The sequence below is a fragment of the Lysinibacillus sp. SGAir0095 genome (assembly GCF_005491425.1).
Lineage (GTDB): Bacteria > Bacillota > Bacilli > Bacillales_A > Planococcaceae > Ureibacillus.
Genome location: NZ_CP028083.1, coordinates 2,823,468 through 2,839,175, shown reverse-complemented (window position 1 = coordinate 2,839,175; position 15,708 = coordinate 2,823,468). Strand labels below are relative to the sequence as shown.

Annotated in this window: 14 protein-coding genes; 13 read left to right on the top strand and 1 reads right to left on the bottom strand. The window is 36.7% G+C overall.

From position 1 onward, the window contains the following. The first annotated feature begins 16 nt into the window (after nucleotides 1-16). From C1N55_RS14035 to hflC, 4 genes are all read left to right on the top strand, one after another. Nucleotides 17-730: a response regulator transcription factor gene (locus C1N55_RS14035; RefSeq protein WP_137729420.1), complete on the top strand. Its 714-nt coding sequence runs from the start codon at nucleotides 17-19 to the stop codon at nucleotides 728-730. Then, the gene (gene pnpS / locus C1N55_RS14030) at nucleotides 727-2,172 is read left to right on the top strand and encodes a two-component system histidine kinase PnpS (protein WP_137729419.1); all 1,446 of its coding nucleotides are present in this window, start codon (nucleotides 727-729) and stop codon (nucleotides 2,170-2,172) included. The genes C1N55_RS14035 and pnpS overlap by 4 nt, the downstream gene beginning before the upstream one ends. 227 nt (nucleotides 2,173-2,399) lie before the next feature. Beyond that, nucleotides 2,400-3,371 carry an FtsH protease activity modulator HflK gene (gene hflK / locus C1N55_RS14025; protein ID WP_137729418.1) on the top strand — a complete coding sequence of 324 codons (972 nt, stop codon included), beginning with the start codon at nucleotides 2,400-2,402 and terminating at the stop codon, nucleotides 3,369-3,371. Continuing rightward, on the top strand, nucleotides 3,368-4,390 hold the full coding sequence (gene hflC / locus C1N55_RS14020; RefSeq protein ID WP_137729417.1) for a protease modulator HflC: 1,023 nt from the start codon (nucleotides 3,368-3,370) through the stop codon (nucleotides 4,388-4,390). The genes hflK and hflC overlap by 4 nt, the downstream gene beginning before the upstream one ends. Nucleotides 4,391-4,501: 111 nt before the next feature. Here hflC and C1N55_RS14015 read toward each other — a convergent pair whose 3' ends face one another. Beyond that, on the bottom strand, nucleotides 4,502-5,599 hold the full coding sequence (locus C1N55_RS14015; RefSeq protein WP_137729416.1) for an ABC transporter ATP-binding protein: 1,098 nt from the start codon (nucleotides 5,597-5,599) through the stop codon (nucleotides 4,502-4,504). 220 nt (nucleotides 5,600-5,819) lie between these two features. Here C1N55_RS14015 and rbsK point away from each other — a divergent pair, with 220 nt between their 5' ends. The 9 genes from rbsK (at nucleotide 5,820) to C1N55_RS13970 (ending at nucleotide 15,662) form a co-directional block, all read left to right on the top strand. Then, nucleotides 5,820-6,698 carry a ribokinase gene (gene rbsK / locus C1N55_RS14010; RefSeq protein WP_137729415.1) on the top strand — a complete coding sequence of 293 codons (879 nt, stop codon included), beginning with the start codon at nucleotides 5,820-5,822 and terminating at the stop codon, nucleotides 6,696-6,698. 91 nt (nucleotides 6,699-6,789) lie between these two features. Continuing rightward, on the top strand, nucleotides 6,790-8,145 hold the full coding sequence (locus tag C1N55_RS14005; RefSeq protein WP_137729414.1) for an acyclic terpene utilization AtuA family protein: 1,356 nt from the start codon (nucleotides 6,790-6,792) through the stop codon (nucleotides 8,143-8,145). Nucleotides 8,146-8,147: 2 nt separating this feature from the next. Then, nucleotides 8,148-8,456, top strand: a complete 309-nt coding sequence (locus C1N55_RS14000; protein ID WP_137729413.1) for a DUF4387 domain-containing protein — start codon at nucleotides 8,148-8,150, stop codon at nucleotides 8,454-8,456. Between the two features lie 31 nt (nucleotides 8,457-8,487). Next, nucleotides 8,488-9,390: an ABC transporter permease gene (locus tag C1N55_RS13995; RefSeq protein WP_137729412.1), complete on the top strand. Its 903-nt coding sequence runs from the start codon at nucleotides 8,488-8,490 to the stop codon at nucleotides 9,388-9,390. A 13-nt stretch (nucleotides 9,391-9,403) separates the two neighbouring features. After that, complete coding sequence (locus C1N55_RS13990; protein WP_137729411.1) at nucleotides 9,404-10,282, top strand: carbohydrate ABC transporter permease; 879 nt, start codon at nucleotides 9,404-9,406, stop codon at nucleotides 10,280-10,282. A gap of 28 nt (nucleotides 10,283-10,310) precedes the next feature. Then, nucleotides 10,311-11,777, top strand: coding sequence for an extracellular solute-binding protein (locus C1N55_RS13985; protein ID WP_137729410.1), 1,467 nt, complete (start codon nucleotides 10,311-10,313; stop codon nucleotides 11,775-11,777). Between the two features lie 14 nt (nucleotides 11,778-11,791). Further along, entirely contained in the window at nucleotides 11,792-12,946 is a 1,155-nt protein-coding gene (locus tag C1N55_RS13980) for an ADP-ribosylglycohydrolase family protein (RefSeq protein ID WP_137729409.1), read from the top strand. Nucleotides 12,947-12,958: 12 nt separating this feature from the next. Further along, on the top strand, nucleotides 12,959-15,058 hold the full coding sequence (locus tag C1N55_RS13975; protein ID WP_137729408.1) for an ADP-ribosylglycohydrolase family protein: 2,100 nt from the start codon (nucleotides 12,959-12,961) through the stop codon (nucleotides 15,056-15,058). A gap of 166 nt (nucleotides 15,059-15,224) precedes the next feature. Then, nucleotides 15,225-15,662, top strand: a complete 438-nt coding sequence (locus tag C1N55_RS13970) for a DNA polymerase I (protein WP_240758304.1) — start codon at nucleotides 15,225-15,227, stop codon at nucleotides 15,660-15,662. Nucleotides 15,663-15,708 lie beyond the last annotated feature (46 nt).

Here is a 15,708-nt window from a genome sequence, read left to right as displayed (position 1 = left end):
TCATTGGAGGTTGTTTATGTTAAAAACAATTTTAGTCGTAGAAGATGAAGTATCAATCGCTACGTTATTGAAGTACAATTTAGAACGCGGGGGATATGAAGTACTACTTGCTCATGATGGAAAAGTAGGTCTTGATATGGCTATTGAGCACTCGCCAGATTTAATCTTACTAGATTTAATGCTACCGACTATGGATGGAATGGAAGTATGTAAGGAGCTACGTAGTCAAAAACGTAATATTCCTATCATTATGCTAACAGCTCGAGATGATGAGTTTGATAAAGTATTAGGTTTAGAGCTAGGTGCAGACGATTATATGACCAAACCATTTAGTCCACGTGAAGTAATTGCACGTGTAAAAGCAGTTTTACGCCGATTTACACCTGTTCAACAGCAAGAGGAGGAAGAGCCGGAAAATGCTGTTTACCACTTCGGTAAACTGCAAGTATTTCCAAATCGGTTCGAAGCTTTTCTTGATGAGGAGTCTTTGGAGTTTACACCAAAAGAATTTGAATTGCTCGTTTATCTTTTAGAAAACAAGAATCGTGTTCTAACAAGAGATCAGCTTCTGAGTGCAGTATGGAATTATGACTTTGCTGGGGATACACGAATTGTTGATGTGCATATTAGTCATTTGCGAGATAAAATCGAGGAGAATAGCCGTAAACCAAAATTCATAAAAACAATAAGAGGAATCGGCTATAAATTTGAGGAGCCAAAAAGCCTATGAAGGCATATCGAAACCGATTATTTATAACCTTCATGATTTTAACAGGTTCAATACTAGCTGTCCTTGGCTTTATCTTAGGTCAGCTTTTTCCTTTTATCATCGAGAACTTTGCAATAAAAAATAATCTCCAATTTGATGCAGTACAGATAGAAGAAACTCGAAAACAGTTTGCTTCTATTATTGCTTTTTTAATTTTTCTCAGTTTTGTGTTGATCTGCTTTGTTGCCAATCATCTCATTCGGAATTTGCTGGACCCAATTGAAAATATTACCCTGACAGCAAAAGAACTAACAAAAGGAAATTATCGTGCACGTGCCTATGCCCTTGGTCCTGTAAGTATTGTGGAGTTAAGAAATTCCATTAATATTTTAGCAAGGAACTTACAGGAAATTGAGAAAATACGTGAAATTGAAGAGGAGCGTTTAAAAACCTTAATCGAAAATATGGGTAGTGCTCTTATCATGATTGACCGTGAAGCGGTGGTATCGATTGTAAACCGACAATTTCTTGAGGGGTTTGAGTTATCCATTGATGAAGTAAAGGGTTATAATTTCTTAACTCTTGGTTTGCCGACAGAGTTGGAAAACTTCATCGACCATGTATTCTTGACGGAATTGCCATATCGTAAACAGATTGAAGTGGAAATTCAACAGGAAATTCAATATAAACAGGTTTATGGTGCACCTGTTGTTGGTGATCATGGACGTTGGCTCGGTGTAGTTATCGTTATGCATGACATTTCTGAACTCATTCGTCTAGAGCAAATTCGTAAGGACTTTGTTGCAAACGTATCACACGAATTAAGAACGCCGATTACTTCCATAAAGGGATTTTCAGAAACGTTACTAGATGGTGCTTTTAAAGATGAAAAAATGCTTATTTCATTTTTGGATATCATTTATCAGGAAAGTAATCGACTTCAAATGCTGATCCAAGATCTACTGGAATTATCGAAAATTGAACAGCATGGGTTCTCTGTTAATATTTTGCCAACGAGTTTGCAGGAAGTTTTAATTCGTTCCGTGGAATTAACATCCCCTCGTCTAGATGAAAAGAATATGCAGTTTGATGTGGACATTGTCCGTGATGTGATGGTAATGGGTGATTTCAATCGACTGATTCAGATTTTCACGAATCTTATTACGAACTCAATCACTTATTCTCCGGAAGACACTACGATAACGTTACGCATAAAAGCCAATAGCGAGTTTGGAATTATTGAAGTTGAGGATCAGGGGATGGGTATCGAGAAAAGTGAAATTGCACGTATATTTGAACGGTTCTATCGTATAGATAAAGCACGTAGTCGTAATTCTGGAGGCACGGGATTAGGACTTGCAATTGTTAAACACTTAGTGGAAGCGCATCATGGGAAAATCAATGTTGAAAGTACGGTTGGAAAGGGTACTTGCATGAAAGTATTAATTCCATTAAAAAAGTAACTTAACAATAGATTTACAATTCTGTTATGGATCCTTCATACTTCTATTATATGATTATTTTCAGAAACCCCCCTGTTTCAAATAAGTAATTAGATAAACATAAAAATAAAAAAGAAAATGTCCCAATATGTGTGGGGCATTTTCTTTTTTACTTTTGTTGAAACTTATTGGGGATTTATCCGTAAATAAACTAAAGAAGAAAAATTTAACAGATTGGGGGACCTAAAATGAGTGTGAAACGCACATTGCTAATCACAGGTCTTAGTTTATTTTCAGTCATTTCATTAATAGCAGTGTTTACTACCTGGTATACAGTGGATGAATCAGAACAAGCTGTTGTCATTACATTTGGTCGAGCAGATGAAACGATTACGGATTCAGGATTACATTTTAAACTTCCATGGCCTGTACAAAAGGTAGAGGTACTTTCAAAGGAGACATATAGTTTACAGTTTGGTTACGAACAAACAGAAGATGGTTCGATTGAGGCTTATGACGATGAAACAAAAATGATTACAGGTGATGAAAATATTGTCTTAACAGACTTAGTCGTTCAATGGAAGATTACAGATCCACAGAAATATTTATTTAATGCAGAAAATCCAAAACAAATACTACATAATGCTACTTCTAGTGCAATTCGTTCTATTATTGGTAGCTCAACGATTGATGATGCGTTGACAAACGGTAAAGCAGATATTGAATTATATACTCGGGATTTATTAGTATCTTTAGTTGATAAGTATGATATCGGTGTAAGTATTTTGGGGGTAAAGCTTCAAGATGTTGAATTGCCTAATAAAGAAGTTCGTGCAGCATTTACCGCGGTAACAGATGCTCGCGAAACAAAAAATACGAAAACGAATGAAGCAGAAAAATATAAAAATCAAAAGCTAAGTGAAGCTCAAGGTGAAGTTAGTGCTATTAAGTCCCGTGCAGCGGGTGAAAAAGTAGCCCGTGTACAGCAAGCTGAAGGGGAAGTAGCTATCTTCAAGGAATTGTACGAAGAATATGAAGGAAACCAAGAAATTACTCGACAACGTTTAATTTTAGAAACATTAGAAAATGTACTGCCAAATACACAGATCTATATCATGAATGATGAAGGTGAAACATTAAAATATTTACCTCTTCAACCAACAACAACTCCTCCAGTTACAAATTCAGAAGAATCCTCTGAAGGGAGCGATAAACAATGAGTAACAACAAAAACCAATATGATGGTGATTTAGAGAAGTTCGTTAAATCATTATTTGGAAATAACAAAAACAAAAAAAAGAAAAATACCGAAACCGTACAGGAAGGAAATATAGTGAAAGAAAAGAAGCCATTTAATGGACGACAATTTGCCAAATCGGCAATTCTTTTAACAGCTATATTTGCAGTAATCATTATTCTCATAGGAAATATTTATGTCGTAAAAGAAAATGAATACAAGGTCGTACGTCAGTTTGGTGAAGTCGTAAAATACGAAGAAGAGCCAGGGTTGAATATAAAAATTCCATTTATTCAAAGTGTGACAACGCTCCCGAAAAACCTCATGACCTATGAAATGACGCAAGAAGAGATTAACACCTTGGATAAAAAACGAATTATTATTGATAATTATGCAGTATGGCATGTAACAGATCCAAAATCGCTGATTTCCAATGCAGGTACACTTATAAATGCAGAGTCCCGTATGGAGGAATTTATCTACTCTGTTATTCGTACACAGCTCGGACAATTAAATTACGAACAGATTATTAATGATGAAAATTCTGAGCGTGGTAGTCTCAATGATCGAGTAACAGAAAATGTAAATGAGTACCTTGCTAGTGGTGCTTTCGGAATCGAAGTAGTTGACGTACGGATTCGCCGAACAGATTTACCTGAAGAAAATGAGCATTCCGTATATACTCGAATGATTTCCGAGCGTGAATCGATTGCTCAAAGATATTTATCTGAAGGGGATGCAGATAAAAATACAATTGTTGCCCAAACAGACCGTGAAGTTCGAGAATTATTAGCCACAGCAGAGAAGGAAGCTGCTGTCATTCGAGCACAAGGGGAAGCAGAAGCAGCTCAAATTTACAATGCTGCCTTTTCGCGCGATCCAGAATTCTATGGATTATACCGTACACTCGAGTCGTATAAGAAAACAATCGGTAAAGATACTGTCATTATCCTGCCTTCTGATTCACCATATGCGAGAGTTTTATCTGGGTATCTGGAATAGAAACGCTCTAAGCATTGTGGATAAAAATTTATATTAGCTATTTCATTTATCACATACAAAAGATACCATAAAAAATGGGCTAGTTTCTATTGAAGGAGCTAGCCCGTTTCTTCAATAGATTCGGTTCTCTGTCGCCACATCAAAAAAATGAGCTTTTTCCATCTCGAAGTATAGTTCAATTTCAACTCCTGGAGACACAATTGTATCTGGATGTACTCTAGCGATAAATGACTGATCGCAAAGCTTTGAATGTAGCAATAATTCAGATCCTGTTAGCTCTGCCACTTGGATAGTTTCTTTAACCCTATTAGGTGATTCTTTTAAATAAGAATTGCTATTTTGGTTAATATATTCAGGTCGAATTCCTAATTTCATCTCCTTGCCCTCATAACCTTGTAACTTTAAACTAGTATACTTATCCTCTGGAATCCTAAATTGATAACTTTCAATAATAAAATAGCCATTTTCTACTTTCCCGGTTAAGAAGTTCATAGCAGGTGCACCAATAAAGCCGCCTACAAATATGTTATCTGGCTGATCATATACTTCTTTCGGTGCACCAATTTGTTGGATGATACCATCCTTCATGACAACTAACCTTGTTGCCATTGTCATAGCCTCGGTTTGATCATGTGTCACATATACGGTGGTTGTACCTAATCGTTGATGGAGCTTTGAAATTTCAGCACGCATTTGGACACGTAATTTTGCATCTAGATTTGATAACGGTTCATCCATTAAAAAAAGACTGGCATCTCGAACTATTGCCCGGCCTAACGCAACTCTTTGTCTTTGACCACCAGATAAGGAGGAGGGTTTTTTCTTTAATAAGCTTGAAAGCTCAAGAATATCAGCTGCTTCTTTTACGCGCCTTTCAATTTCCTTTTTCGAAAATTTTCGAAGCTTTAAACCAAATGCCATATTATCGTAGACATTCATATGGGGATATAGCGCGTAGTTTTGGAATACCATGGCAATATCACGATCCTTGGGAGCTACTTCATTCATTTGTTTTGAAGAAATACGCAATTCACCTTGTGTAATCTCTTCAAGTCCTGCAATCATTCGTAAAGTTGTAGATTTACCACAGCCGGATGGTCCCACTAATACAATAAATTCTTTTTCCTCCACGATTAAATTAAAATTGCTCACAGCCTGAGAACCATCCGTATAGGTTTTGCAGATATTCTTTAATGCTAAAGCTTCCATAAAACTTCCTCCTCTATAAAACTTTTCAAAAATCTACTTCAAATTTTAGTTAAAGCCCGCATATTATATAGAATTAGTCATTTGGGTTGATGGATATCTTACCGAGCGAATATACGGTTAGTTTATGCATGGAGATTCGATTACATTTCTATCTTATTTTGCCGATTTTAATAGAATTTCTATCAAACTATGTATGGGGGTACGACGAGAGGGGATAAAGATGATCACAGTCATTGGAAGTATAAATATGGATTTGATTGTCGGTACGGATGTTTTCCCAAAAAAGGGAGAAACACTATTAGGTTCCTATTTTGAGATGAATCCGGGAGGAAAGGGAGCCAATCAAGCAGTAGCCATTGCAAGACTAGATGGTGAGGTTTCAATGGTTGGAAGGGTAGGCATCGATTCTTTTGGAGAAGTTCTATTTACAAAATTGGAAAAAGAAAATGTAAATGTGAATTGTTTAAAAAGAGCTAACACTTCGACAGGCATAGCCAATATTATTTTGCATGAAAGAGATAATCGAATTCTTGTTGTTCCTGGTGCAAATTCAAAAGTAACTCCAAAGGTGATTGATGAACATTGGGAGCATATAAATAAAAGTAGCATAGTTGTCATGCAGCTTGAAATTCCAATTGAGACAGTCGAATACACACTAAATAAATGTAAGGAAAATCGAATTCAAGTAATTCTCAATCCTGCACCAGCTAGTTTTTTTAAGCCGGAGTGGATAGAGTTAGTGGACTACTTAACCCCAAATGAACATGAGTTTGAAACAATTTTTGGTGAGAAGGTTGACCGAATGATCGAAAAGTATCCAAACAAAGTCATTGTAACATTAGGGGATAGAGGAGTTTGTTATCACAATGGGAAGAAGCTGGTACTTGTGTCAGGATATAAGGGTGAAGTAACTGATACAACTGGAGCAGGCGATACGTTTAATGGTGCATTTGCTTACGCGATTTCAAAGGGTTTCTCTCTTGAAGAGGCTTTGCAATTTGCCAATATTGCAGCTTCCATCTCTATAGAGAAAATTGGGGCGCAAAGTGGAATGCCTACATTAGCACAAGTTGAAAAAAGGTTATCAATAATAAAATAAACACACAGTATTAAAAAAGTGACTTGATACAATGTAACTTGTCCTAAGTGTAACCGATTACAAAATAGGTAAAGAAATGGAGAGGGAATTGATGCAAAAAAGCATAAAAATACTATCTCCTTGTGGCATTCTCGGATATGGATTTCCTGAACAATCTTTTTTAAATGCTTTTCATGAGAAAATTCATGGAATAGTGGTTGATGCTGGTTCTACAGATGCCGGTCCACATAAATTAGGTGCGAATGTATCGATTGTGAGTCGCCGTGCTTTAAAAAAAGATTTGTCCATCATCCTTGAAAATGGTTTAAAGCATCGGATTCCAGTAATTATAGGGTCAGCGGGGGGAGCAGGTGCCAAAACGCATGTTGAGCTAACGATTGAAGTTGTAAAGGAAATTTTAGCTGAACAAAACACCCACGCTAGGATCGGTGTTATTTGGGCAGATTTTAAACAACAAATGATTATCGATGCACTAGAGGAAGGACGCATTACGCCATTAAGTGTTAATATCCCTAAACTTACTATACAGCAGATTTTAGAGACAAAAACCATTGTGGCACAAATGGGGCATGAACCCATCTTAAAAGCATTAAAACAAAGGTGTGACATTATATTATGTGGCAGAAGCTATGATCCTTCACCATTTGCTGCTTTAGGTATTTATCATGGGATGGATCCTGGTTTATCTTATCATTTAGGAAAAATATTAGAGTGCGGTGCTTTATGTGCGGAGCCCGGAACGACAAAGGACAGTATACTCGGTACGCTTTATAAAGATTCTTTTACGGTTCAAGCCTTGAATCCAATTCGTCAATGTACACCGACAAGTGTGGCGGCTCACACTTTTTATGAAAAAGAGCATCCATTTATATTACTTGGACCAGGTTTTACATTAAATCTAGAAAACTGTGAATTTAATGAGATAGAAGAGGGCGTAATCGAGGTTCGAAACAGTCAATATAAAAGAGATGAAGAAGTAAGAATCAAGCTGGAGGGTGCTCGAAAAGTGGCGTATCGTACATTTGTCATCGCAGGTATTCGTGACCCATTGTTGATTGAACGATTAGAAGCTGTTGAAGAAGAAGTACTTCAGCAAGTAAGAAGTTATTTTACAGAGATTTCTGAAGAGGATTACCAAGTAAACTTTTATCACTATGGGAAGGATGCAGTTTTAGGTGAGCAAGAGCCTAGCCCCTTCTTAGGGCATGAAATTGGGGCTATGTTCGAGGTATTAGCGAAAACGCAGGAACTTGCCAATTCAATTTGTGCCAATGTCCGTTCTACCTTTTTACATTATGGCTATGAGGGACGTAAATCATCGGCAGGAAATTTAGCTTTTCCATTTGCTCCAAGTGATATCGAGTTTGGCCCCGTTTATGAATTTTCTATCTATCATTTAATGCGCATTACTCAGGACCCCTTTCTTTTGGAAGTAATGGAGGTGTGATAATGGTCAAATTAGTTGAAAAAGCAAAAATTCTTCGAAGTAAAAATGCTGGTCCATTTGAAATTACTTTAGATGTCTTATTTGATGATAAAAAAGCTTATGAGGAAGTAAAGAATTCGGGGATTATTTCAAAAGAAAGTATTGCTGAAATTTATAATTTGTCCCTTGCAGATATCCATCATCTCGTATATTTCGATCAAGCTCTTGGCATAAAAATAACCATAGCAAGAAAAATTTCCTCCGGGAGTCCAGGAGACAGGGATGTTTATGGCGCACAGCAGCATGCCCCATTGATGAATCTGGAGCTTTAGAGGGAAGGTCTTTTGAGAGAGGGGTGAGGGGATGAGAAAAAATAGTAGCATCAAACGGCTTCGAAAAGATTGGATACTCTATTTAATGCTATTACCTGGATTGCTCTATTTTGTGATATTCCATATAATTCCCATTCTTAATATGAAATTAGCCTTTCAAGATTACAGAATTATAGGAGAAAATGTTTGGGTCGGAATGAAGCATTTTGAACAGTTATTTAGCTCTCCGGCATTCAAGGATGTCCTGATGAACACCGTAATCATCAGTACGATGAAGATAATTTTTATTTTTCCGATTCCAATTCTTGTCTCCCTTCTAGTAAATGAATTGCGTTTTGGTCCATTTAGAAAATATGTTCAATCTGTTTCTTATTTACCTCACTTCTTATCATGGGTGGTAATAGCAGGTATTTGGATTACACTGCTTGACCCAGTAAATGGAGGAGTAAATGTCATTCGAAATTTCTTTCAATTGCCTACATTAGATTATATGACAAGTAAGGAGCATATCCGTTGGGTGCTTGTGTATTCAGAAATGTGGAGGAGTGCGGGATGGGATTCCATATTGTATTTGGCAGCTATTCTAAAAATTAACCCCTCACTTTATGAAGCAGCCCGTATCGATGGAGCTTCTACTTTTCAACAAATGCGATATATCACCATACCAGCACTTATGAGTACAGTAGTCACTTTGTTTATATTAAATTTAGGCTTTTTTATGAGTGCAGGGTTTGACCAAGTATTTAACTTAATGAATGATTCCGTTTTAAGTGTAATCGATATTTTAGATACGTATGTTTATAGAATCGGTATTCTAAATGGTCAGTATTCCTATGCAACAGCAGCCAGCTTGTTTAAAGGTGTTATTGGATTGGTGTTGATTTTAGGTACCCATTTCCTATCAAAACGATTAACTGGAAAAGGCGTATGGTAAAGGAGGGATTAAGATGGGGCAATTTGGCATGACAAGGGCGATTATTCAATTTATTCTATTTTTATTTACATTAGCTGTCTTAATTCCTTTATTAAATATCCTCGCGATATCCCTATCAGATCCTGCTAGAGTCAATGAATTATCAGGACTCGGGGTGTTGCCTAAAGGATTTTCACTGATTAACTATGAAATTATTATGTCCAATCCATTTATATTAAAAAGCATATTCAACTCAGTTTTTATCACCATTGTAGGGACCTTATTGAATTTGTTTTTAACTGCGATTACAGCCTATGTTCTCGCGCGAACCGAATTTGTTGGAAAGCGGATTGTACTAGTTGTACTAATTGCCATTATGGTATTTGAACCATCCATGATTACGGAATATTTGCTAATGAAGGACTTGCACTTATTGAATTCATATGCGGCAGTCATTTTTTATAAAGCAATTAATGTCTATTATTTATTCATTTTGATGCGTTTCTTCCAGGAGGTACCTAATAGTATTTTGGAAGCTGCAAGAATTGATGGGGCCGGACATTTTCGAATATTTACGAAAATTATGTTGCCGCTCTCAAAGCCTGCCCTTGCCACATTAGCCTTGTTCTATGGCGTATATCATTGGAATGAATATTTCCGTGCCACTATTTATTTGTCGGATCCAAATAAGTGGCCTCTTCAGGTTGTATTAAGGCAATTCGTTGTTACGCAAGACAATACAACATTATTAAAAGGAGTAGAGGGGATGACTCCTGAACTGTTGGCAACCCTTGATTTTGGCTCTCTGCAATCAGCAACGATTGTAGTTGCTGTCATTCCTATGTTATTACTTTATCCACTAATTCTAAGGTATTTTACAAAGGGAACTATGGATGGTGGAGTGAAGGAATAAGAAAAAACATCTAATGGGGGGTTAAAGGTTGAAAAAGTTACTTGGATTATTGTTTCTTGGAGTTTTTGCGGTTCTTTTAGCAGCTTGTAGTGATCAAGGTGATGAGGGTATTGCTGAACCAGAAGTAACCGAGGATGGAAAAACAGTCATTACGATAGCATATAAAGATGACGGTCCTTCCAGTGAGGCCTCAGTGAAATATTATGATGCTTTAGAAGTAGCATTAAAAGAACATCGAGACCTGGATATAGATTTTAATATTGTTGAAATTGCCCAGGGTGATTATGCTGAAAAACTAAATTTACTCCTTTATAGCGGTGAGATTCCTGACATTATCTATTTCCAAGGAAGTGATGAGCAAATTGCCGCTCAAGGGTTGTTGGAGGATTTGACGCCTTATATCGAGGGGTCAGAATATTTAAAGGATATTTTATATGAACACAATGTAACAAGATTGGAAAATTATCCATATTTGCTCTGGGTAAAACCAATCAATCATAAAGTGCCGGTTGTCCGTACCGATTTTATAGATCAACTGACAGCTTCGGAAAGCTTACTTGCAAATCCCACTCCTGAAAATTATAAAGCCTTTTTCCAAGAGATGGTTGATAAAGGATTGTCAGAATATGGGATAACGGTCGCTGGTGATATTGCCGAGTTGGATTTCATTTTTAATCGGGCATTTGGTGTTACTTCCACTTGGTTAGATGATGGGAATGGAGGCTATGTGTACAAAAAAGTATCTGATGCTGAAAAAGAAAAACTGGCATTCTATGCAAAGCTTTACGCAGATGGATTACTAGATAAACAGTATTTGACGAAACAATGGGATGTAAAAGAAGATGATTTCTATACTAACAAAGCAGGAGTAATTGTCGGTACAAATGGAAAAGTAATTGATTTATATAACACTCGCACAGTAGCTGTAAATGGAGAAAGTGCTCAGTTAACTGTCTTACCAAGTGCTTCGGGTGTCTCATCTGGCTATGCCGCAACGAGCGTTACAAAAGAGCCGCGTGGACTTGCGATTTCGTCGCAATCTGCAAATAAAAATATTGCATTTGAAATTTTGGATTTCCTAGCTAGTCCTGAAGGGATGAAATTCGATCTTTTAGGGTATGAAGGGGAGCAATACAATATTGAAAATAACGAGATTGTGTTAACAGATAAGTTTTACTCTGAATGGTTTTCTCGCTTCTGGGAGCCGCAAACTGTAAATCTAGAAACACCATTGAGTTCTGAAACACCATTATTAAGCCCTCCAGGTCAAGCATCTACAAATGCAGTAGTTGATACTTATGTGGCAGATAATGACTTCACAATTCCGGAAGAATATTTTAGCCAATGGGATGCAATGGAAAATTTATATAAAGAATATGCGGCTGATATTATAACAGGAAAAATGTCGATTGATGAGTTTGATACTTTTGTAGAAGAGTGGTATTCAGCTGGTGGCGAAGACATTACAAAGTTAGCGAATGAAACGATTAAATAAAAGGACTGTTATGAATGATTTCATTTGAAGATCGTGTAAAAGGTGTTTTAATTTCAACAGCACTGGGCGATTCGCTCGGTGCTCCAGTTGAAAAACTGTCCCGGGAAGAGATTGATCAAAAATATGGTTATGTAACCACTTTGAAAACACAGTGGTATAAAGAAGCGTTAGGAGAAGAGGCAACACTTGGAAAACGACGCGGCAACGGGATTATTACAGATGATACCCTAATGACCCTTGCCCTTTGTCGTGTATATAAGAAGGAAGAACGTCATTTAGATGCCTATGATTTAGCCAATGAATTCACAAAAGAAATTGCATTTCGCAAAACATTTATTCCTGAATTTGATCGCGACGCTCATATATTAGACCGTTTATTTTATCCAGAAAAGCATATTTTCCTGCGCCATGTACTCGCAAATTGTGAACCCCGTGAAGGTGGAATGGGGAATATGGTGAACTGTGGTGCAGCGATGTATATGGCCCCCATTGGAATTGTAAACGCAGGAAATCCACTCGCTGCATATAATGAAGCAATAGCATTTGCTTCGGGTCATCAAGTAAGCTATGGACTTGAAGCAGCTGGCGTTTTGGCAGCATGTGTGGCATGTGCATTTACTCCGAATAGTTCAGTGGAAGATGTTGTCAAAACGGCTATTGCTTTAGCAAAGGATGGCACAAAACAAGCAATAATAGCGCTTACAAACAAAGCAAAAGAATTGAAAAAACACAATTGCTCCTATGATGAGTTGGTAACAATCTTACATGACTGTATTGCACCTTTTTCGCCAATGGGTGATGATGTGCACCGAAAAATTGAGAAGATTGGAATTCCGTCGAATCATTATACACCCAGCCGATTATTCTCTATTGAAGAATTACCGCTTGCCTTAGCCTTTATCGTATACAACGATGGTGAATATTATAAATCCATATTGGATGGTATAAATTCTGGAAGAGATACAGATTCAATCGGTGTAATGGTGGGAGTGATTTTGGGGGCGATGTATGGAACGAAATATATTAAAGAGGAAGACGTAGACATACTTTCTAGGACAAATCAAATTAATTTTGCCAAAGAAGCCACTACCTTTACGGCGGTAGCAAAACAGATTATTGAAAAGGATTTACAAATCATTCGGAAACAGGAAGGAATTATTGGGCATTAATGGGGGGGCCATATGATGATCCCAAGAAATTATTTAGAAAAAGTATATGCAAGTATATTAGCCATGAACGCAGGCATACGATTAGGTGCACCAGTCGAACCGCCTGAATGGACATCGGATATGATTCAAGATGTTTTTGGAGAGATTAAAGACTATCTAAAAGAATATAATGTTTTTTCAGCTGATGATGATGCAAACGGTCCCATATTTTTTATAAGAGCATTATTAGATCACGCAAAGGACCGTAAATTAGAAGTGCAGGACGTCGCGAAAACCTGGTTAAATTATTTGAGGGAAGGAAGAGGAATGATTTGGTGGGGAGGCGACCAAGTCAGTACAGAGCATACAGCTTATTTAAATTTGAAAAAAGGCATATCAGCACCACGCTCTGGATCGATTGAGCAAAATGGAGAAATACTCGCAGAACAAATCGGAGGGCAAATTTTTATTGATTCCTTTGGTTTGATCTTCCCTAATAATCCTGATAAAGCTGCAGAATATGCAGAAATTGCAGCAAGTGTTTCACACGATCGAAACGGGATTTTCGGGGCTCGCTTTATAGCCGCCTGTATTGCCTTAGCGTTTGGTAAAGATAATGTACTTGAGATTATCACTGAAGCTTTAAAGCAGATCCCAGAAGAGAGTACGTTTGCAAAGGTGGTTCATGCAGTAATTGATTTTCATAAAAAGAACCCAAATAATTTCCGGGATTGTCGCCAATTTCTAGAAGACGAATGGGGATACGATAAGTATGGCGGAATTTGCCATATCATTCCAAATGCTGGGGTTTGTATTCTAGCTCTTTTATACGGTGAAGGAAATGTTAGTCGCACAATTGAAATTGCTACAATGTGTGGCTGGGATACCGATTGTAATGCAGGTACTGTAGGTTCAATTGTAGGAGCATTAAATGGGATTGATGGAATTGCTCCTAATTATCGAAAGCCAATAAACGATTCAATTGTTGCATCGAGTGTTTCAGGATATTTAAATATTGTGGATTTACCTACATTTGCAAAACAAGTGGCTCTATTAGGCTATCGTGAAGCGAATGAAGAGCCACCTACTGACTTGGTAAAAAGTTATAAAGAAAAGGAAATCTATTTTGATTTTACATTACCAGGTTCAACTCATGGATTCCACACGAGCTACCCTTTTAAAACATTTATGCGTAATTCAGAAAACAAAGGGTATTCCACAAGCGGTTCCCTAGAAATTATTGTATTAAGGATGTACGAAGGAGATCTTTCGACCGTATTTTATAGAACCTTTTACCGGCGAAATCTTTTTATGGATGAAAAATATTCTCCAACCTTTGCGCCAACTGCCTATAGCGGGCAAACGGTTTCCATGAAAGTAAGGATAGAAAGGTTACATGGGAAAGCGATTGTTTTAACCCCGTATGTGCGTACTACTTCTGATAAGAAAATAATGAAAACAAAGGAACCCATAATTGTAAATAATATTTGGCAAACGATTGAATTTACAGTTCCCGATACAAAAGGTGATTTAATAGAAGAAGTGGGTCTGATGATACATTCGGACTCTTCACGAACAGAAAGAGCATTTGGTAAAATTTTTTTAGATGAGTTTCGAATCTATGGTAGGCCTTCTTATGAAATTGACTTTAAAAAACAAGCTTTTGAGTTTAATTGTGTGACACCATTTGCTCATCAGCGTGGAAATTGGTTTCTGGAAGAAGCAAAAATGCAAATGGAAAGTAATGAAAATTGCACGAGCTTTACAGGGCATTATTACATGGAAGATGCTGTCATTGAAGCACAAATAAGTCCTGAAAAAGGGAATTCTCATGGAATTCTATTTCGATCACTAGGTACTGAGCAATTCTATTATGCAGGTTTTGACTCTGCCGATAAAGTATCTATTGGTAGAAAGAATTTTGATACAACTGTTTTAGCCTCAACAGACTATAAATGGAAACATGGCGAGTTGTATCATTTAAAAGTGAAAGCGATAGATAATAATTTATCTTTATATATAAATGATGAGCATCTATTGACCGTACAAGATGATACCTTTTTACATGGTATGTGGGGATTTTATGCTTTTGAAGGCGGAAAATGCTGCTATACCAATATAAAAGTAAATTAAATTTGATAAGAGGTATAACCTATTAAGCTTTTTCGGTTATACCTTTTTATGTTTTTTATCAAATAAATATCAAAAAATAGTATAAAAGATACATAATTTACTACTATCTATTAATATAATTTCTGTTGTACTATAAAAGTAAATTAAGTGAAAAGAGGAATGGATGTTGCACAAAGTAAATCAGATGATTCAAAATATACTTCTTGCATTCATAATGTCTTGTTCAATTACCTCTATTTTCAAAGCAACACCATACGAATGGTTAAAAGTTGAGGTAATACATATACCAGTTTTATTTATCGTTATGTTGGGTCTTTCACTTCTCATTGTAGAGGATGTACGAAATAGCTTCAAAAAAGTCTTAAGATTTGAAAAGAGACAAGATAAGCGACCAATATGGCAGGTTGGTGTAGGGATGATTTTTTACTTCACTCAAGTAGGATTTGTTGAGGTATTTGCCCGAAACTTAATGGTACATGATCTTGGGGGTATGCCGCTTTATTTAGTATTCGCCTTTATGAATGCGTTTTTACTAACAGTTATTTACGAAGAAATCTTCTACCCAAAATTATCAAACAATCAAACTCCTAAAATTCATAGTTGAAATTTTTGACAGGATGTTCTATCTCAACACGTATTGGTCGTAATTT

Bases quoted from the DNA above. Each gene is read 5' to 3' on its own strand.
- C1N55_RS13975 (WP_137729408.1), top strand. From the start codon at position 12,959: ATGATGATCCCAAGAAATTATTTAGAAAAAGTATATGCAAGTATATTA.
- C1N55_RS13995 (WP_137729412.1), top strand. From the start codon at position 8,488: ATGAGAAAAAATAGTAGCATCAAACGGCTTCGAAAAGATTGGATACTC.
- C1N55_RS14000 (WP_137729413.1), top strand. From the start codon at position 8,148: ATGGTCAAATTAGTTGAAAAAGCAAAAATTCTTCGAAGTAAAAATGCT.
- hflC (WP_137729417.1), top strand. From the start codon at position 3,368: ATGAGTAACAACAAAAACCAATATGATGGTGATTTAGAGAAGTTCGTT.
- C1N55_RS13980 (WP_137729409.1), top strand. From the start codon at position 11,792: ATGATTTCATTTGAAGATCGTGTAAAAGGTGTTTTAATTTCAACAGCA.
- C1N55_RS14015 (WP_137729416.1), bottom strand. From the start codon at position 5,599: ATGGAAGCTTTAGCATTAAAGAATATCTGCAAAACCTATACGGATGGT.
- C1N55_RS13990 (WP_137729411.1), top strand. From the start codon at position 9,404: ATGGGGCAATTTGGCATGACAAGGGCGATTATTCAATTTATTCTATTT.
- C1N55_RS14005 (WP_137729414.1), top strand. From the start codon at position 6,790: ATGCAAAAAAGCATAAAAATACTATCTCCTTGTGGCATTCTCGGATAT.
- pnpS (WP_137729419.1), top strand. From the start codon at position 727: ATGAAGGCATATCGAAACCGATTATTTATAACCTTCATGATTTTAACA.
- hflK (WP_137729418.1), top strand. From the start codon at position 2,400: ATGAGTGTGAAACGCACATTGCTAATCACAGGTCTTAGTTTATTTTCA.
- C1N55_RS14035 (WP_137729420.1), top strand. From the start codon at position 17: ATGTTAAAAACAATTTTAGTCGTAGAAGATGAAGTATCAATCGCTACG.
- rbsK (WP_137729415.1), top strand. From the start codon at position 5,820: ATGATCACAGTCATTGGAAGTATAAATATGGATTTGATTGTCGGTACG.